At 46.4% G+C, this 18,331-nt stretch carries 22 protein-coding genes; 20 read left to right on the top strand and 2 right to left on the bottom strand.

Annotated elements, in window-relative coordinates; translation table 11 throughout:
- The first annotated feature begins 57 nt into the window (after positions 1-57).
- The 3 genes from ACYVGR_RS08465 (at position 58) to gloA2 (ending at position 1,292) form a co-directional block, all read left to right on the top strand.
- Positions 58-561 (top strand): SixA phosphatase family protein, encoded by a 504-nt coding sequence (locus tag ACYVGR_RS08465; RefSeq protein ID WP_460956084.1) that lies wholly within the window; start codon positions 58-60, stop codon positions 559-561.
- Between the two features lie 144 nt (positions 562-705).
- The gene (locus ACYVGR_RS08470) at positions 706-897 is read left to right on the top strand and encodes a hypothetical protein (protein WP_182463278.1); all 192 of its coding nucleotides are present in this window, start codon (positions 706-708) and stop codon (positions 895-897) included.
- A gap of 5 nt (positions 898-902) precedes the next feature.
- Positions 903-1,292 carry an SMU1112c/YaeR family gloxylase I-like metalloprotein gene (gene gloA2, locus ACYVGR_RS08475; RefSeq protein WP_460955479.1) on the top strand — a complete coding sequence of 130 codons (390 nt, stop codon included), beginning with the start codon at positions 903-905 and terminating at the stop codon, positions 1,290-1,292.
- A gap of 77 nt (positions 1,293-1,369) precedes the next feature.
- Here the strand turns inward: gloA2 and ACYVGR_RS08480 are convergent, their stop codons facing one another.
- Positions 1,370-2,563 (bottom strand): aminotransferase class V-fold PLP-dependent enzyme, encoded by a 1,194-nt coding sequence (locus tag ACYVGR_RS08480; protein ID WP_460955481.1) that lies wholly within the window; start codon positions 2,561-2,563, stop codon positions 1,370-1,372.
- 92 nt (positions 2,564-2,655) lie between these two features.
- Here ACYVGR_RS08480 and ACYVGR_RS08485 point away from each other — a divergent pair, with 92 nt between their 5' ends.
- On the top strand, positions 2,656-3,192 hold the full coding sequence (locus tag ACYVGR_RS08485) for a hypothetical protein (protein ID WP_460955482.1): 537 nt from the start codon (positions 2,656-2,658) through the stop codon (positions 3,190-3,192).
- 147 nt (positions 3,193-3,339) lie between these two features.
- Here the strand turns inward: ACYVGR_RS08485 and xerD are convergent, their stop codons facing one another.
- Positions 3,340-4,269: a site-specific tyrosine recombinase XerD gene (gene xerD / locus ACYVGR_RS08490; RefSeq protein WP_460955484.1), complete on the bottom strand. Its 930-nt coding sequence runs from the start codon at positions 4,267-4,269 to the stop codon at positions 3,340-3,342.
- Positions 4,270-4,364: 95 nt separating this feature from the next.
- Between xerD and aroQ the strand changes: the two genes are divergently transcribed.
- The 16 genes from aroQ to ACYVGR_RS08570 all read left to right on the top strand — a co-directional run bounded on the left by aroQ (position 4,365) and on the right by ACYVGR_RS08570 (position 18,316).
- On the top strand, positions 4,365-4,787 hold the full coding sequence (gene aroQ, locus ACYVGR_RS08495; protein ID WP_182463273.1) for a type II 3-dehydroquinate dehydratase: 423 nt from the start codon (positions 4,365-4,367) through the stop codon (positions 4,785-4,787).
- A 68-nt stretch (positions 4,788-4,855) separates the two neighbouring features.
- Positions 4,856-5,878, top strand: coding sequence for an aminotransferase class V-fold PLP-dependent enzyme (locus ACYVGR_RS08500; protein ID WP_460955487.1), 1,023 nt, complete (start codon positions 4,856-4,858; stop codon positions 5,876-5,878).
- A gap of 108 nt (positions 5,879-5,986) precedes the next feature.
- Positions 5,987-6,562, top strand: a complete 576-nt coding sequence (locus tag ACYVGR_RS08505) for a MarC family protein (RefSeq protein WP_460955489.1) — start codon at positions 5,987-5,989, stop codon at positions 6,560-6,562.
- A 373-nt stretch (positions 6,563-6,935) separates the two neighbouring features.
- On the top strand, positions 6,936-7,970 hold the full coding sequence (locus ACYVGR_RS08510) for a glutamine synthetase beta-grasp domain-containing protein (RefSeq protein WP_460955491.1): 1,035 nt from the start codon (positions 6,936-6,938) through the stop codon (positions 7,968-7,970).
- 130 nt (positions 7,971-8,100) lie between these two features.
- Complete coding sequence (locus tag ACYVGR_RS08515; protein WP_460955493.1) at positions 8,101-10,290, top strand: glutamine synthetase III family protein; 2,190 nt, start codon at positions 8,101-8,103, stop codon at positions 10,288-10,290.
- Positions 10,291-10,427: 137 nt separating this feature from the next.
- The gene (locus ACYVGR_RS08520) at positions 10,428-11,600 is read left to right on the top strand and encodes a M28 family metallopeptidase (protein ID WP_460955495.1); all 1,173 of its coding nucleotides are present in this window, start codon (positions 10,428-10,430) and stop codon (positions 11,598-11,600) included.
- 128 nt (positions 11,601-11,728) lie between these two features.
- The gene (locus ACYVGR_RS08525) at positions 11,729-12,292 is read left to right on the top strand and encodes a hypothetical protein (protein WP_460955497.1); all 564 of its coding nucleotides are present in this window, start codon (positions 11,729-11,731) and stop codon (positions 12,290-12,292) included.
- Between the two features lie 115 nt (positions 12,293-12,407).
- Positions 12,408-12,872 carry a pyrophosphohydrolase domain-containing protein gene (locus ACYVGR_RS08530; RefSeq protein ID WP_460955499.1) on the top strand — a complete coding sequence of 155 codons (465 nt, stop codon included), beginning with the start codon at positions 12,408-12,410 and terminating at the stop codon, positions 12,870-12,872.
- A 103-nt stretch (positions 12,873-12,975) separates the two neighbouring features.
- On the top strand, positions 12,976-14,223 hold the full coding sequence (pepT, locus tag ACYVGR_RS08535; protein WP_460955501.1) for a peptidase T: 1,248 nt from the start codon (positions 12,976-12,978) through the stop codon (positions 14,221-14,223).
- A gap of 77 nt (positions 14,224-14,300) precedes the next feature.
- Entirely contained in the window at positions 14,301-15,278 is a 978-nt protein-coding gene (locus tag ACYVGR_RS08540) for an MBL fold metallo-hydrolase (protein ID WP_460955503.1), read from the top strand.
- 351 nt (positions 15,279-15,629) lie between these two features.
- Positions 15,630-15,851, top strand: a complete 222-nt coding sequence (locus ACYVGR_RS08545) for a DUF2281 domain-containing protein (RefSeq protein WP_460955505.1) — start codon at positions 15,630-15,632, stop codon at positions 15,849-15,851.
- Positions 15,851-16,234: a type II toxin-antitoxin system VapC family toxin gene (locus ACYVGR_RS08550; RefSeq protein ID WP_460955507.1), complete on the top strand. Its 384-nt coding sequence runs from the start codon at positions 15,851-15,853 to the stop codon at positions 16,232-16,234. The genes ACYVGR_RS08545 and ACYVGR_RS08550 overlap by 1 nt, the downstream gene beginning before the upstream one ends.
- A 4-nt stretch (positions 16,235-16,238) precedes the next feature.
- Positions 16,239-16,877, top strand: coding sequence for a ribonuclease H1 domain-containing protein (locus ACYVGR_RS08555; protein WP_460955509.1), 639 nt, complete (start codon positions 16,239-16,241; stop codon positions 16,875-16,877).
- Between the two features lie 130 nt (positions 16,878-17,007).
- The gene (locus ACYVGR_RS08560; protein ID WP_460955511.1) at positions 17,008-17,691 is read left to right on the top strand and encodes a tRNA1(Val) (adenine(37)-N6)-methyltransferase; all 684 of its coding nucleotides are present in this window, start codon (positions 17,008-17,010) and stop codon (positions 17,689-17,691) included.
- 36 nt (positions 17,692-17,727) lie between these two features.
- Complete coding sequence (locus tag ACYVGR_RS08565) at positions 17,728-18,018, top strand: nucleotidyltransferase family protein (protein WP_460955512.1); 291 nt, start codon at positions 17,728-17,730, stop codon at positions 18,016-18,018.
- Positions 18,008-18,316 carry a HepT-like ribonuclease domain-containing protein gene (locus tag ACYVGR_RS08570; protein WP_460955514.1) on the top strand — a complete coding sequence of 103 codons (309 nt, stop codon included), beginning with the start codon at positions 18,008-18,010 and terminating at the stop codon, positions 18,314-18,316. The genes ACYVGR_RS08565 and ACYVGR_RS08570 overlap by 11 nt, the downstream gene beginning before the upstream one ends.
- The last annotated feature ends 15 nt before the right edge of the window (positions 18,317-18,331 follow it).

The following is an 18,331-nucleotide window of genomic DNA, read 5'->3' on the forward strand; positions in this document are numbered from 1 at the left end:
GCGGCCTTATTTTTGCAGCAAGACACGACACCACTTCTCAACATAATTCAAACGAGTATGTCAATTACGCTCTATATTGTCCGTCATGCTAAAGCAGAAGACAGAGCAATTTTTATGGCTGACCATGATCGTCAGCTAACACCCGACGGAATTATTGCCGCTGCCCGTATGGGCCGTTATCTACATCGGAAAGGTGTCCAGCCCGATCAGATGATAAGCAGTACAGCTCCTCGGGCTAAAGATACCGCAAAGGTATTTGCTGAGCAGTTGGGGTTTGATCTGGGTCAGATCCAATTAGATGAAAAGCTGTTCGATGGTGGACCAAAGGCCTATCTGGCCGCGATCAATGCGTTGCCACCTTCAACGAAGACAGCTATGATTTTCGGTCACAATCCGGATGTGTCGTATCTGGCTGAATTTCTGACCCATGAGAACATCGGATCGATGAGCAAAGGGGCTGTGGCTGTGGTTACGTTCGAGACTTCGGACTGGGCAGAGGTTTCTGGCCGGACGGGTAGTTTAGTTTTTCAGATTGGACCGAAACAACTTATAAATGAATAATAAATGAATAATGGATAAAACGTTTTTTTCGACAGGATTAACAGGATGTTCAGGATTTTTTTTGCGAATATCCTGGCCAATAAATTCTGAATATCCTATTAATCCTGTCGAAAAAAGAATTTGTCCTACACCTTCATTAAACTAATGAATCGGAATCGTCGCATTTTCATTATCGTGTTTATCGTCTTTACAACCATCGTAGCCCTATTTGCTATTGACATGGCTCGGCGGACGACTGCTCCCTGGAATAAACATCGGGAACTCGAACGGGCGTTACCTGCTAAAGATGGCACAGCCGTTGATACGGCCGCGACGGATACGTTACTTGCTCCCTAACGACTATGCTCCAACTTGCTGCTGTACATCACATTGCCATTATTTGCTCGGATTACGAGCTTTCGAAACGATTTTACACCGAAGTGTTAGGGTTTTCTGTGCTGGGTGAGTATTACCGGGCTGAGCGGCAATCGTATAAATTAGATCTGGCGCTGAACGGACAGTATCTAATAGAACTCTTCTCATTTCCCAATCCTCCGAAGCGCCCCTCCCGACCCGAGTCGGCGGGATTGCGCCATTTGGCCTTTGCGGTGACTAATCTTGATAGCGCCATTGCGCACTTAATGGAACAGGGCATAGTTACTGAACCCGTTCGCGTTGACGAACACACCGGTCGACGCTTTACCTTCTTCGCCGACCCCGACGCTTTACCGCTGGAGTTGTATGAGGTTTAGGGGCATGGAGCAGGGGGCACGGCGCAGGGAATTCATCTTACCCCTTCTCCCTGCGCCGTGCCCCCTGCTCCATGCATTTAAAGCGCTCTAGTTAATACCCTTACCAGCGCATCAACATCCTCTGGCGTGTTGTACAGGTGTGGTGCGATGCGTAAAACGCGTGCTCGGGCAGATACCGATACATTTTCGTTCAGCAAGGCTTGTTGAACCGCCATTGGATCGGCATGATTGGGTAACCACAACCCAACTAAGTGATAGCTGCGCCCCGAGTTGCTATTCTCGGGTTCAAGTTGGCAACCCAGTTCTTCCAGCTTCGACCAGGCGTTTACCATAAGATCTTTGGTATATGCCTGAATACGGGTAGGTTGCCAATCGATCAGCTGTGAGAGAGCCGTTTCGAGCATTGGCATCTGGAGAAAATGCGTATGCTCGCCTACGTTATAACGATAAGCTTTCGAACGATAGAGGGGCTGGTAGTCCATCAGTCGATGGAATTGATTACTGTCGAGTCGATTCATCCAGCCTTCTTCAAGCGGCACGCCATCATCGAAAGCTGGCCCAAAATAGGCCAATCCGAGCGAGTAAGGCCCCATCAGCCATTTATAACCAGCACAAACCAGCGCATCGGGTTGAACGGTAGCCAGATCAAAAGGGAGCGCACCAATCGCCTGAGTGCCATCAATTACCAACCAGGCTCCTACGTCGCGGGCTCGCTTACTGATCGCTTCCAGGTCGAAACGAATACCATACATCCAATGAACCGGTGGTACAACCACTAAAGCGGTATCGCTATCGATAGCGTCCAGTAGTCGTTCATTCCAGATGGCTCCCTTGGGAAATTCGGTAGGCATGCCGACTGTCGTGATTGTCAGGCCCAATTCGGTACTGACGCGGTTCCAGGCGTATACATCACTCGGAAACTCATCTCCAATAAGTACAATTTTCTGCCCGGCCTGAACCCCTGGTTTAAAAGCCAGATTGCGAGCTACTACGGCCATGCCATAGGACACAGAAGGTACGACCGCAATCCGATCTGGATCAGTATTATGGATAAGCCTAGAGAACAACTCCCGCACCCGAATGGCGCCACTAAAAAAATCGTCTGGCCGTAATCCGAAAGGGTTTGCCTGCTGGCTAAGGGCTGAATGCCCAGCTTGTTCGACCGCTTTGCTGAAGGGTGCTCGGGTAGCACAGTTCAGATAGTGAATAGTCGCTGGTAAATTAAATTGATCTTTTTGACAAAGAAGAGGAGTGGGATCAGCAACAGGCATAAGTTGTCCGGGATGAAGTAGTTATATGATGAAAGGTTATTCTGGCACGGGGTTTGTTTAGAATATTCTGAAACGTAAACAGTACCATTTTTATGAATACCCTATTGGGCATTGGTTCCCGCGTGCGTCATGCTGAGTTTGGTGATGGCGTAATTATTAATCTGAAAGCCAGTGGATACACCATTACATTTCTCGAGCATGGCGTGAAGATAATCAAATTCGATACGCCCCTGACCATTATCGAAGCGATTGAACCGGATGGTGATCTGGTAAGCTTGTTTGATGTTGAACAGGCGCTTACGCGAGTTCTCCAGAAATGGGTCGATCAAACCGAACTGGTGCCACTTGGCGATAAATGGAAAGGAGGGAAGCTAATCATGAAACCCGGCCGGACTGACTTAGCGCAGAAAGAAATGCCAATCGATGCCTTCTTTCATAAAATAGTAATGGTACGGGATCGGCTACGGGTACTCGAACAACGGGTAAATGCCAGCCAGCTCGATGATGAAGAGAAGATAAACATTCAACAATATATCACCCGGATTTACGGTAGCCTGACTTCGTTCAACCTGCTGTTTAAAAATCAGCACCAACAGTTCGTGGGTGAGAAAGCCACTGCTGAGGCCTAGTTTGCCGACGCGTAAGTTGAGAAAAGTAGTTTTAATGTTTCATATAGTTTTGGGTTAGTTAGATTGGGGGTTCCCCGCCGTCGGCTTCGACAGCGGGGACTTTTTTTGTAGCAGGGCGCTCGGAGCAAAGCGTATGACCCTCGTGTTTTATCCCCTGCTCCGCGCCCCCTGCCCCTTGCTATTTGCTCGTGGATGATACTCCCTAAGCGTTTGCTGCAAATAATCCCGGTCGAGATGGGTATAGATTTCGGTGGTGGTAATCGACTCATGGCCAAGCATTTGCTGGACGGCTCGCAGGTCGGCACCACCTTCAATCAAGTGCGTAGCAAAGGAGTGTCGGAAGGTGTGTGGACTGATCGTTTTTCTGATACCCACTTCCTCTGCCAGCTTTTTGATGGTTGTAAAGACGGTAATCCGCGACAATTGTTTACCCCGTAGATTCAAAAAAATAGTGTCTTCATCGCCCTTCTGAACCTCCAGCTGGCTACGTACATGCTCGACATAAATGCGCGTGTAATGCATAGCGTCTTCGCCGATTGGTACCAACCGAACTTTGTCGCCTTTGCCTAGAACGCGCACAAAGCCTTCGGTAAAAAAGCAGTTTGTCAGGCGCAGGTTAAGTAGCTCCGTTACCCGTAAGCCCGAGCTATAGAGAACTTCGAGCATAGCGCGATCGCGGGTGCCGCCAGGAGTCGACAAATCAATGGCAGCTAGCATAGCCTCAATTTCGGGGAAACTGAGTGTATCCGGAAGTTTTCGACCCAGCTTAGGTGCTTCTAACAGTTGCGTTGGATCGCGATCAATCAAATTTTCGAGTAGCAGGTACTTGAAAAACGACTTGATTCCCGACAACATCCGGGCCTGACTATGAGCTGTTAGCCCCAATTCGCCAAGATATTTCAGGAAATTCATCAACTCTTTTTCCGTCACCTGCATAGGCGTTCTGGCCGGATCAGTCAGCAGAATGTATTCGTGAAGTTTCTCGGCGTCGTGCAAATACGCTTCCACTGAGTTTTCGGCTAATGACCGTTCGAGTTTGAGGTAGTTCTTAAAGGCGTTTATATAACTTTGCCACACAGATAGATTTACGATTTACGAAGTACGAGTTGCGATGTAGGGCTCCGAATTAGTAAATATCGTACCTCGTAAATCGTAACTCGTAAATCAAGTACATGAAACAAATTCTCATTATCAACGGCCCCAACCTTAACCTATTGGGTAAGCGTGAGCCAACTATTTATGGTAACCGATCTTTCGTTGAGTACCTGGAAACCCTCGAAGCGAAGTTTCCGGAAGTGCAACTTCGCTATTTTCAGTCGAATCACGAGGGCGAACTGATCGATAAAATTCACGAGCTAGGCTTCGATATCGATGGAATCGTCATCAATGCTGGCGCCTATACCCACACATCTATTGCCATCGCGGATGCCCTATCGGCAGTAACAGCCCCCGCCGTAGAGGTGCATATCTCGAACGTTCACGCTCGCGAGTCCTTTCGGCATCACAGTTATCTTTCGGCAAAATGTAAAGGGGTTGTGGTGGGTTTAGGGTTGATGGGGTATGAAATGGCGGTGAGGTATTTAATGGATGTATGAAGTATGATATAGGATATATTTTTACAAATCATACATCATACATCATACATCATACATCATACATCATAATGATCACCTTCTACCCCGGTCCGTCTAAAGTTTATCCGCAGGTAGCTGAATATGCTGCCGAAGCAATACAACAGGGCATTGTGAGCCTGAACCACCGAAGCGCAGGCTTTATGGATATCGTGAAAGAGACCATTCGGCTACTTCACGAAAAGCTCGAAATTCCGGCCGATTACCATATTGCTTTGGTTTCGTCGGCGACGGAATGCTGGGAAATTGTGGCTCAGTCGCTGACTGCCGAAGCGAGCTTACATCCGTATAGTGGGGCCTTTGGGAAAAAATGGGCTGAGTATGCGTATCGAATCAAGCCCCCTGCCAGCCTAAACGAAGCCGATGTATTGTGTATCGTTCAAAACGAAACATCTAATGGTACACAGGTGACGATGGAAACGCTGGCCCAGTTCAGGCGAGATTTCTCTTCGCTGATTGCGGTCGATGCGGTTTCGTCAATGGCGGGGATCGCTTTCGATTGGACATTGGCCGATGTCTGGTTTGCTTCCGTACAGAAATGTTTTGGTCTTCCAGCGGGCTTAGCTGTCCTGGTGTATTCGCCAGCTGCGCTCAAACGAGCCGAGGAAATTGGCGAGAACAACCATTATAACAGTCTATTATTTATCCACGAAAATTTTTCGAAGTTTCAAACGCCGTACACCCCGAATGGGCTAGGCATTTATATGCTGATGCGCGTTCTACAACAGGTGCCACCAATTGCCGTTGTTAATACTCTGACAAAAAAACGGGCTGCTGATTGGTACGCTTTTTTTGAAGAGACTAGCTTGGCCCTTGACTCACCAGCTTTCAAGCTACTGATCAACGACCCCGCTACTCGTTCAGATACCGTGATTGCAGTTGAAGGTTCTGAAGCCGCGATAAAGGCTATTAAAGCCGCTGCTCAGCAGGCGGGTATAACCCTTGGGAATGGCTATGGTGACTGGAAAAATACAACGTTCCGCATTGCTAACTTTCCGGCTATTTCTGATGAAGAGATTGGAACTTTGAAAAAGTTTCTGGAGTCATATAAGTAGCGTGGACTTTAGTCCGCGTAGCCGAAAGCTAATTTTCTATTTACTTTACCAGTTAGCCTTCGGCTACGCGGACTAAAGTCCACGCTACATTGTGATTAATATATCGTTATGTTCAGCATCAAGGAAGTTGTTTCCGTTACACTCATCCTATTTTCAGTAATTGACATCGTTGGGTCGTTACCGGTATTGATTGACCTTCGTAAAAAGACTGGGAAAATAGAATCGGAGCAGGCTACGTTTGCTTCGGGGGTGTTAATGATTTCGTTTCTGTTTGTTGGGGAAGAAATTCTGAAACTATTCGGGGTTGATGTTGCGTCGTTTGCCGTGGCAGGAGCGTTGATAATCTTCCTGATCGGTCTGGAGATGATTCTGGGACGAACCATCTTCAAATCAGAAATAGCTTCGGGTGGTGCCACTCACATTGTACCAATCGCGTTTCCGCTAATAGCCGGGGCTGGTACATTGACAACCATCATTTCGTTACGGGCTGAATACCAAACACTAAATATAATTATCGGAATTATTTTAAATCTGATCCTGATTTATGTAGTCCTGAAATCATCGGGCTGGCTCGAAACCCGTCTCGGACAGGGTGGACTGGATGTACTCCGTAAAATATTTGGAATCATTCTACTAGCTATTGCTATTAAGTTATTCAAGACGAATTTGATTGCTGATTTTTGATTCTAAAATCAGACCGTTCAGTTTGTGTTCATACAAGAATTCAAAATAGCCTTTTGTCAGAATTAATCTTCTGACAAAAGGCTATTTTTTGTAAAAACGCCTGTTTTTCAGGCAATCAGCCCTGTTTTTAAAGGTCCTAACTGCTTCTATACACTTTTTTATTAATAGACGCTTAAAATTATAAAGTGATAAATTTTTTGCCCGAATGTTGTATTTTATAGGATTTGACGAATTAAAATTATAATATTTCCTGAAAAACAGTAAAAAGTATGGTTGTAGGGGTTGTTGGCCTTTATATTTTATTGTAAAGCCGTATTATATTTGCCGAAAGTCTAGTGAAGAAACCCCTATTCAAAATAATCCACTGTACATCATGGCAAAATCGAAGTTAGAGTACATTTGGCTCGATGGCTACAAGCCCACCCAAAGCCTACGGTCCAAAACTAAAATTGAGGACGATTTCTCAGGCAACCTTGAAGACTGCTCGATGTGGTCGTTTGATGGATCTTCAACCGAACAGGCTGAAGGTGGTAAGTCAGACTGTCTGCTGAAGCCTGTTTTCATCTGCCCTGATCCACAGCGCAAAAACGGTTATCTGGTAATGTGTGAAGTACTGAATGCTGATGGTACTCCTCACGTGACTAATGGTCGTGCTACGATTGAAGACGACGATAACGATTTCTGGTTTGGTTTTGAACAGGAGTACTTCCTGTGGGATATGAAAATTGATAAGCCACTGGGCTTCCCAGCCGAAGGCTTCCCAACTCGCCCACAAGGTCCTTATTATTGCTCGGTAGGTGCACAGAATGCCTATGGTCGCTATATCATTGAAGAACACCTTGACGTTTGCCTCGACGCTGGTCTGAACGTAGAAGGTATCAATGCTGAAGTAGCAACCGGACAGTGGGAGTTCCAGATCTTCGCGAAAGGCGCTAAAGCAGCTGGTGATCAAATCTGGGTTGCTCGTTACTTGCTGGAGCGTATCGGTGAGAAGTACGGTATTTCGATCAACTGGCATTGCAAACCCCTGGGCGATACCGACTGGAATGGCTCGGGTATGCACGCAAACTTCTCGAACTCTGTACTCCGTACAGCAGGCAGCAAAGAAGTTTATGCTGAAATCTGTGAAGCATTCGGTAAAACACCAGAAGTTATCAAAGCGCACATCGATGTATATGGTGCAGATAACGAAATGCGCCTAACAGGTAAGCACGAAACGCAGTCGATCGATCAATTCTCATATGGTGTATCTGACCGTGGTGCTTCGATCCGTATCCCAATTGCTACGGTAGAGCGCGGCTGGAAAGGCTGGTTAGAAGATCGTCGTCCAAACTCGGCTGCCGATCCATACAAAGTTGCCGCTGTTATCATCAAAACCGTTAAATCGGCTGGTGTCGTATTAGCATAAGGCAACATACATCGTTTTATGAAGCCCGACCACGTGAGTGGTCGGGCTTTTTTTTGTTATTCATTGTAATCTGTGTCGAAGGCGTGTAAGTTTGGCAAATAGTTTAACCTAAAACCCTTTTAACCAGTCAATGTCCAATTTTCGTTTTAAAGCGCTTGAAATCGCCCAAAACCGCCAGGCTATGCCAGTAACTGCCCCTACGGAGCGGGTTGGCGATTTTTTTGGTAGTTATACGTTTAATAATGAGGTCATGCGGGCGCTACTTTCACCCGAAGCGTATCTGAAAGTAACCGAAGCTATTAATACCAACGGTCAGATCGATCGGGGAATTGCCGACGAAGTAGCGAGTGCTATGAAGTCGTGGGCCACGTCGAAGGGGGCTACTCACTACACACACTGGTTTCAGCCGTTAACGGGTGAAACCGCCGAAAAACACGATGCATTTTTCGATATTACCTTTGATGGTAAAGCGGTCGAGAAATTCAAAGGAAGTGCCTTGGTGCAACAAGAACCCGACGCATCGTCGTTTCCGAACGGTGGCCTGCGAAATACCTTCGAAGCGCGGGGCTATACCGGCTGGGACCCCTCATCGCCAGCTTTCCTGATGGATAACGGAGCGGGCGGAAAAACACTCTGTATTCCGTCGGTCTTTATCTCCTACACCGGCGAAGCATTAGATTATAAGACACCTTTGTTGAAAGCACTTAATGCCCTGGATAAGGCGGCTACGGCTGTTTGTCAGTACTTTGACCGGAATATCACGAAAGTAACGCCAACCCTTGGTCCAGAGCAGGAATACTTTGTAGTCGACCGTGCGCTATTCTATGCACGCCCTGATTTGGTACTAGCTGGCCGAACGTTATTTGGGCACGCACCCGCCCGTGGACAGCAATTGGAAGACCACTATTTTGGGTCAATTCCTCCTCGCGTCAATGCCTTTATGGTAGACTTTGAGTTCGAGTCGATGAAGTTAGGTATGCCTGTCCGTACGCGCCACAATGAAGTAGCGCCCGGTCAGTTCGAGGTGGCACCAACGTTTGAGGAAGTCAATCTGGCGGTCGATCACAATGCGCTCCTGATGGATCTAATGGAGAAGATCGCCGAGAAGCACAACCTGAAAGTGCTCTTTCACGAAAAACCGTTTGCGGGCGTCAACGGCAGTGGCAAGCATAACAACTGGTCGATGGGAACCAATACGGGAATTAACTTGCTGGCTCCCAGTACTAAACCCAAAGAAAGCCTGCGATTCCTGACATTCCTGGTAAACGTTGTGAAGGCTGTACACGACAACGCCGATTTGCTTCGGGCCAGCATCGCATCGGCGGGTAACGAACACCGCCTTGGGGCTAATGAAGCGCCACCCGCCATTGTGTCTATTTTTCTGGGTGAAGCCTTAACGCAAGCACTTAATGATCTGGAAACCAAGTCGGAAGTGACGGTTAACAAAGGAGACAATGTGTACTACAAATTAGGGCTGAATCGAATCCCCAGCCTGATGCGCGACAATACGGATCGTAACCGAACATCACCTTTTGCTTTTACGGGAAACAAGTTTGAGTTCCGGGCGGTGGGAAGTTCGGCCAACTCGGCATCGACAATGACTGTTTTGAATGCCATTGTCGCTGATCAATTGAATAAGTTCAAATTTGATTTGGATGCACGATTGGCGAAAGGCGAGAAGAAAGAACTCGCCATTGTCGACATCTTAAAAGAATACTACGCCAACAGTAAACGAATTCTGTTCGAAGGTAATGGTTACTCCGATGAGTGGGTTGAAGAAGCGGCTCGGCGGGGGTTATCAAATATCAAATCATCGCCAGATGCTTTAGGCATTTTTGTGCAACCCGAATCACTGGCACTTTTCGAGCGAACGGGCATCATGAATCATGCCGAAGTTGAATCGCGCTACGAAATTGAGCTTGAGAAATACATAAAAAATGTACAGATCGAGTCGCGGGTGATGGGTGATTTGGCGATGAACCACGTTGTTTCGACCGCGCTGAAATACCAGAATAAACTGGCCGAAACCGCCCGCAATCTGGTCGAGTTGGGCATGACTGCTGAAGCCGAACCGATTAAGGATATTCTACGTGAAATTTCGACGCGCGTTATGGTGATCAAGAAAGGTGTAGAAGCCATGATTGAATCACGTAAAAAGGCCAATAACGTACTTGATACAGGTGAACGTGCTAAACTCTACGCCACCGAAGTAAAAGATCATTTTGAGCTAATCCGCTACGAGGTAGATAAGCTTGAGGAGGTCGTGGACGATGAAGACTGGCCACTGGTCAAGTATCGTGAGTTGTTGTTTGTGAAGTAGTCAGAACCGGGATTTTTATGATTTGACTGATCGACTATGATTTAACTAATAAACTTTCGTTAAAAGCGAAAATCACATTTTTCCAATCATAGTCAGTCAGTCAAATCACAAAAATCCCGGTTCAAAATTATACCCTTGTGAATCCCAGTTCCGATATTCTTCATGACCTTGCTGCTTTACCGCACCGTGGTACTGCAACGCCAGAAGGGGCTGAAGCGGCACGACTGCTTCAATCGCATCTGACAGAGATGGGAGCTTCTGTACGAACAGAGCCTTTTCAGACGCCCAAAACTTATGTAACCATTGTCTACTGGTTAATTGGTGGGTTGCTTACTGGCTTGATCTTACTACCCGTCACAGGTGTTGCAGTTGGCTTTGTCTGGTATTTTTTCTGGATGGCTTGGAAGTACTTCAACTGGCGTTATTCATTCATTGTCCGATTCCCCATACAGCATACAGCAACCAATGTTATTGGAAAATGGACAGGCAGTGGAGCGGGAGAAAATCGACGGAAAGTAATCCTGATGGCACACTACGATACGGCCCCGGTATCGTTGCTATATAGCCCAAAGCAACAGGCAAATTTTCGAATCTCCTTACTTATTTCGCTCTGGCTGATGCTTCTGGCGGCTTCTTTGGCTACCCTCGAAGTATTCAGGATTGGCTTACCCTACCTAACGTATGTTCGGTATGGGCTCATAGGCTACTTTATTGTACAGGCCATTATGGGTACAGTAGGCTACTGGCTTAAAGGCTATACCAATGGCGCTAGTGACAATGCAACCGGTGTGGCTGCCGCATTAGCCACCGCCGACCGACTTCGGGAAGCGAATTTACCCGACCTGGATTTGGAAGTTGTCCTAACCAGCGCCGAAGAGGTGGGCATGATTGGGGCTCACGCGTATGTCGAAGCGCATAAACGGGAATGGAAACGAAAACAGACACTAGCCATTAATTTCGATACCCTTGGTGCCGGTAAACTCACGATTATCGAGCAAACGGGCACTGCCGAATTAATTCAGTATAACAATGAACCTACCCGGCTGGCTCGGCAACTGATTGAAAATGATTTTTTTAAAGATCGAGCACAGGTAGGTCGCTGGCATACCGCCGACTTCGATAGTGTATGGTTTGTGCGAAACCGCATTCCGGTTTTGGCTTTATGTGCCTTAGATGCTGATGGACGAATGCCCCATATCCACCAGCCCGACGACGTATTGGCAAATGTCGATAAAGCACCCATTTATACAGCAGTCGATCTTAGCGAAGCAGTGGTTATAGAGTGGTTGAAAAATCAACCTGCTAAGTAGAATTACAAACTTTTTTGCTGTTGATTGGTACTAAGGTTTAGGGATTGCTCCTAAAGTAGGTTGGCTAATTGGGGTAATTACCGCTTAAGGTTCGTTCATCATTGTTCATTAACCCTTACTTTTGTCAAATGGCTACTTATAAAAACGAAGGGTTCGACCCAGAAGAAATCAGCGCACTCAAAGAGGAGTGTAAGCAGGAAGGTAAATCGTTCGTTATTGTAGAAGACGACGATTTAGATACGCTGGACGAGGGAGAATGTGTGCATATTCAATTTCCTGGCCACTATCAGGGCGAGGAAGTTATTTTCGATACGCTGGTTTATACGCTTCGGTTGCATCATAGCAGCTTAGTTTATGAAATGGCTGTTGAACAGGTTCGGAAAACCTTTCCAGAATACGTACCCCCCGAAGAACGTAAACCCAACTACAAAATCGATCCTGAGCTGGAGGAAGAAGCCGAAACGGCTTTAACTGAAATTATTGAGGAAATCGAAGAACTGGAGACAGTCAAAGTACAGGAACACGTTGAAGTCGATGCCCAGTCCGACTATGGCATTGCTCTGGATGTATGCCTGAACGTAGAAGAAATCACGGACGACGTAATTGAAGACTTTATCGCCCACTTTAAATCAAATACCCTCTCGCTCGATACCACGCTGTATTCATTCTCCAGCGAGGAGGAAGAAAACTAAATGAGTGGAATCGGACCGCCGAAGCGGAGCGAAAGAGTGAATGAGCGAAACCATCGGACTATTCACTCTTTCGCTCCGCTTCGGCGGTCCGATTTCACTCTTTCGCTCATTAATTATGCAACAACCAGATTCTCTTAATCAGGTTGCGGAATTTCACCGCACCTTTCATGCTCCTGTATTAGAAACACCCCAGATCCCTTCGGCTGCTCGTTGCCAGCTTCGGGTGTCGCTACTGGCTGAAGAACTCGATGAATTGCGAGAAGCGATTGCTGAAGGCGACATTGTGGCCGTAGCCGATGCCCTTTGCGATTTGCAATATGTACTATCGGGGGCCGTACTAGAGTTTGGGTTAGGGGATAAATTCAAAACACTTTTTGACGAAGTACAGCGCTCGAACATGAGCAAAGCCTGTCTAACAGTGGCTGAGGCTGAAGCAACCGTTGCAGCGTATCAGGCTAAAGGCTTTCCCTGCCATTTCATTGAATCGGATGGGAAATATCTGGTGTTCCGCGACGCCGATCATAAAACACTCAAAAGCGTAAATTACTCTCCAGCAAATCTGGCAGGAATTCTGGAATAAATGAACCGCAAAGGACGCGAAGGTATACGCAGAGAACACTAAGATTCTTGGCACTTATCTTTGCGTTCTCTGCGTATACCTTCGCGTCCTTTGCGGTAAAAAAATGAAAAACTACACGTATACAGCCGTAGATCGTTTTCTTCGTTACGTTCAGATCGACACCCAGTCGGACCCACAATCGACAACAAATCCGAGTACCGAAAAACAGAAAGACCTTAGTCGTTTACTGGTTCAGGAATTACTTGCTATGGGCATTGCGGACGCTGAACTTGATGAGTGGGGCTATGTGTACGCAACCATTCCGGCCAATACCGAAAAGACAAATGTGCCAACCATTTGTTTTTGCTCTCATGTCGATACATCGCCCGATGTAACAGGCGCAGGAGTTAAGCCAATGATTCATCAGAACTGGGATGGTTCTGATATTGTCTTGCCTGATGACTCTTCGCAGATTATTCGAGTTATCGATCATCCTGATTTAGAGTACCAGATAGGTAACGACATCATAACTGCCAGCGGTACGACTTTACTTGGAGCCGACAATAAGGCGGGTGTCGCCGAAATCATGGACGCGGCTAATTACCTATTGACCCATCCAGAGGTTAAACATGGCCTTATTCGATTGCTTTTTACACCCGATGAAGAAGTTGGTCGAGGTACCGAAAAGGTTGATATTCAGAAATTAGGGGCTGATTTTGGCTATACGATCGACGGAGAAGCGTTGGGTACGCTTGAAGATGAAACCTTCTCTGCCGACGGCGTTAAGGTCACTATTCAGGGAGTGAGTACCCATCCCGGTTTTGCCAAGGGCAAGCTCGAAAACGCGCTGAAAATCGCTGCCGATTTGCTGGCGCTACTGCCTAAACATGCGCTTTCGCCCGAAACAACAGAGGAAAAAGAGGGTTTTGTTCATCCAACCCACATGGAAGGCAATCAGGATCAGGCCGTTCTGGAGTTCATTATCCGAGACTTTACCGAGGTTGGCTTGCAGGAGAAAGAAACGTACCTCCAAAATCAACTCAACGATGTGTTGAAAAACTACCCTGGTTCGTCGGCTCAGTTTGTTGTGAAGGAGCAATACCGCAACATGAAAGATGTGCTTGACCAGCATCCAGCGGTAGTCGATAATGCCCTGGAAGCCATTCGTCGGGCAGGACTAACGGCCGAACGTCGTAGTATTCGGGGAGGCACAGACGGATCGCGGCTATCGTTTATGGGGTTGCCCTGTCCTAATATTTTCGCGGGCGAACACGCGTTTCATTCCCGGCTTGAGTGGGTATCAGTACAGGATATGCAAAAAGCCGTTGACGTAATTGTGAATGTAGCGCAGGTTTGGGAAGAACGAAGTTAGGCTGATAGACCATTTGCGTAGTATATAGAACAATCGAGTTTGTCGGTGGGTTAAGCAGGAAACTCAACTCAACGTATATGGAAAGCGAACTCGACCTTGATTTGCCCGTTGACACCAGCCCAAAATCGCCATACGATGTAACGGATGACGTCGCCGGATTAAAGACACTCTTTGTCAATGTCTTTTTTATTGGAACACCCGGTCAGGATAACAAATGGGTGCTAGTCGATACGGGCTTAGCAGGTTTTACGAACCAGATTAAGAAAAAAGCCGAGGAATTATTCGGCCCCGATACCAAACCCGATGCCATCATTCTGACGCATGGTCATTCAGATCATACCGGCGGATTAAAAACATTGTTAAATGACTGGGATGTGCCAGTCTACGCCCATCGGCTGGAGTTGCCCTATTTGCAGGGAAAATCGAGTTATCCCCCACCTGACCCGGCTATTGGTGGAGGAGCTATGGCGTATATGTCGTGGGTGTTTCCTATCGGACCAAGTGATTTCGGTGACCGGATTAAGCCAATCTCGGAGGATGGGGCTATTCCGGAACTACCCGATTGGCGTGCTATTCATACGCCCGGTCATGCACCTGGGCATATTTCGCTCTTCCGCGACAAAGACCGGACTCTGCTGGCAGGTGATGCTTTCGTGACTACAAACCAAAATGCGCTCACTGCCGTAGCCACGCAACGGGAAGAATTTCATGGACCACCAGCCTATTTTACCTGCGATTGGGCAGCGGCTAAAAAATCAGTCTTAAAGCTAAACAACCTCAATCCACGAGCTGCCGGAACAGGGCATGGGGTGTCGGTCCGAGGACTTGCTCTTGAGCTTGGGTTAAATCGACTGGCGCATGATTTTGAGACTCGTTCTATTCCATCGTCGGATGGGCGTTATGTAAAGCAACCCGCCGTGACCGATGAGAACGGCATTGTAGAGATGCCACCCCCAACTTCCTTTAACGTCGCCCGCACGCTAGCCTGGGGGGCCTTAGCGGGATTGACGGTTTATTTGCTTTGGTCGGGCAGGCGTTTGGTGATTGGTAAATAACGTGAATAATGGATAAAATCTGAAATTATTGACTGATTACCAGTCATTTATAATATTGTTTTTTGTCATCCCGACGCCAGGAGGGATCTTCGGTAAATAACCAGTTGCCGAAGATCCCTCCTGGCGTCGGGATGACAAAAAACTAGTATAATTCTATTCGTAAATCCTCCATTATTCACGTTAAATGATGAAAAAGAACCCTAGCTTTTCTGATAGGGTTCTTTTTTACAAGTGAGTTATTGAATGAAAGGTAGATTTTTGACTTATTTTACAACGCTTGGTGGAGGATAGTGTGACACTTTACCAAAGAAACATGTTACTTTGGTGTAAATCAGCCAGCGTATACGACACATGGATGCCTTGATCTTAAAAAAATACGAATCTTTACCCGCTGATTTACGGAGAGAGGTTAGTGACTTTATTGACTTTCTAGGAAGTAAATATCAGAAGCAAATAACTGATTCGGCATCACTTGCTCATAAACGGGCCTCTCTTTTCGGAAATGCGAAAGGACTGATTACTATTCGTCCTGGATTTGATGATATACCAGAGGGATTTGAAGAGTACCAATAATGGATTATATACTTGACACACAAGTTTTCATTTGGCATGCAACGGGTGATGTTAAACTGAGCAATAGAGCCAAACAAATAATTGAATCCGATGCAACTTGCTGGATAAGTATTGCCAGTATTTGGGAAATGGCAATTAAGTATAAATTAGGGAGTCTATTATTTGCGAAGCCTTTTGACGAATTGATTCAGGAGCAAATCACTTTATACGACTACAACGTTTACCCTATTGAACTTCGTCATACGTTTCTTCTTAGTCAGCTAGAACAGCATCATAAAGACCCTTTTGACCGATTAATTATTGCACAATCAATTGTTGATAATATCCCGGTAATAAGTGTCGATTCTGCTTTTGATCTGTATCCTGTTAACCGAATCTGGTAGTTCTATGGCTGAGAAAAAGCCGAAGTTTTATGTAGTCTGGCAGGGGCGAAAGCCCGGTGTTTACGATAGTTGGGACGAAGCTAAAGTCCAGACAGACGGGTTTCCCAAACCCTTGTTCAAATCGTTTGATAGTAAACCAGCTGCGCTGAAAGCCTTTAAAGACAAACCCCACGTTCATATTGGTCAGGGAACTAAACCCACTGGTAAACAGGGGAAATTAGACGGGTTGGTTGGCTTGCCTATCCAGGATAGCCTGGTTGTCGATGCAGCCTGGAATACGGCTACTGGCGATATGGAGTATCAGGGGATTTATTTAGCTACGAAGCAAAAACTATTTCTGAAAGGGCCCTTTGCGGATGGAACGAACAACATTGGTGAGTTCCTGGCCATTGTTCATGCACTTGCACTCTTACACCAAAAAAACAGCAATATCCCCGTGTATTCCGATTCGCGGACAGCCATTGGCTGGGTTCAGAAGAAAAAAGCGAACACTAAACTCGAAGAAACATCTCGCAATGCCGAACTCTTCGAACTGATAGATCGGGCTGAAACCTGGCTCAAGACCCATCGATTCGCTAACCCAGTCCTGAAATGGGAAACCACGGTCTGGGGCGAAAATCCAGCCGATTTTGGCAGAAAGTAAGGTGATGTATGATATAGGGTGTATGATGTATAACTATTAAATGCACCTCCTATCATACATCATACACCCTATATCATACATCACATTGTTTTCCTTTAAGCAATTCACCATTCAACAGGATCGTACGGCTATGAAAGTCTGTACGGATGCCTGCGTATTGGGGGCCTATGCTGACGTAGGAGTAGGCGGGCGTGTGTTAGACATCGGTACAGGGACAGGTTTGCTGGCGTTGATGGCTGCACAGCGCAACCCAACAGCGAGTGTTGATGCGGTTGAGATTGATGCGGCCGCGTTTGGTCAGGCGACAGAAAATGTATCGGTCAGCCCATTTGCAGAACGGATACGAGTAATTCATAGACGGATTCAGGAGTTCGGAGATGGTCATGTTTACGACCGAATCCTAACAAACCCTCCTTTCTACACCAACCATCTTCGGTCGCCCGATGCGGCTGTTAATCGGGCGCTTCACACCGATGAGTTACCATTCTCGGAACTGCTTGAGGCTGTTGTTCGGTTATTGGCGTTAGAGGGGCAGTGGTGGGTACTGTTGCCACCTTATGAAACAGAAAGATTAACAGAGTCAGCACAAACAATAGGCTTAAAACCGTTTAAACGGCTTTTTTTGAAGCACAATGAGCGGAAGCCTGCCTTTCGGGTTGTTACGGGTTTTTCGTTCGGGGCTAGGCTAATTATCAATGAAACGCTGAGAATTTATGAAACCAATCTGGTAAGCCAGGCTGATGGAAAGATGCCAACGGCAACTTATACATCAGAATTCCGAGCTTTACTGAGCGATTTTTACCTACTGTTTTAAAATAGTAACTTTGCCGTCTCACTAATTGCTTTCATTATGGAAAAAGGCCAGATTGTGCAGGAGATTCAGCATTATTTTGCCGATAAACCAGTTGAGCGAGCCTGGTTATTTGGTTCGTTTGCCAGGGACGAGCAAGAGACTGATAGTGACATAGATGTTTTACTAGAACTTGACTTCTCGGTGCCGATTGGGCTAGAATACATACATTGGTGGATGGATTTAGAAAAAAAACTTAATCGTAAAGTTGATTTAGTTTGTGAGGGCACCTTATCAAAGTATATCATTCCTTTTGTAAATCAGGATAAACAGTTGATTTATGAAAGGTAGATTGCCGAACAAAGCACGGCTAGAACATATTCTTGACGCATTACAAACAGTTGACATATTTATTGACGGGCTAACATTTGATGAGTTTGCCGTAGATTTAAAAACTACATTTGCGGTCGTAAAGGCCCTGGAAATTGTTGGCGAAGCCGCAATCATGTTACCAATGAGATTCAGGAATTGGATAGCACAATCGATTGGGGAGCCATTATTGCCCCGCGACATATACTTGTACATGAATAGTATGGTATTCGACCCGAAATTCTTTGGCGTATTATTACAAAACACACGGCTGAACTGAAACCGAAAATTCAGG

The organism is Spirosoma litoris, assembly GCF_054776755.1.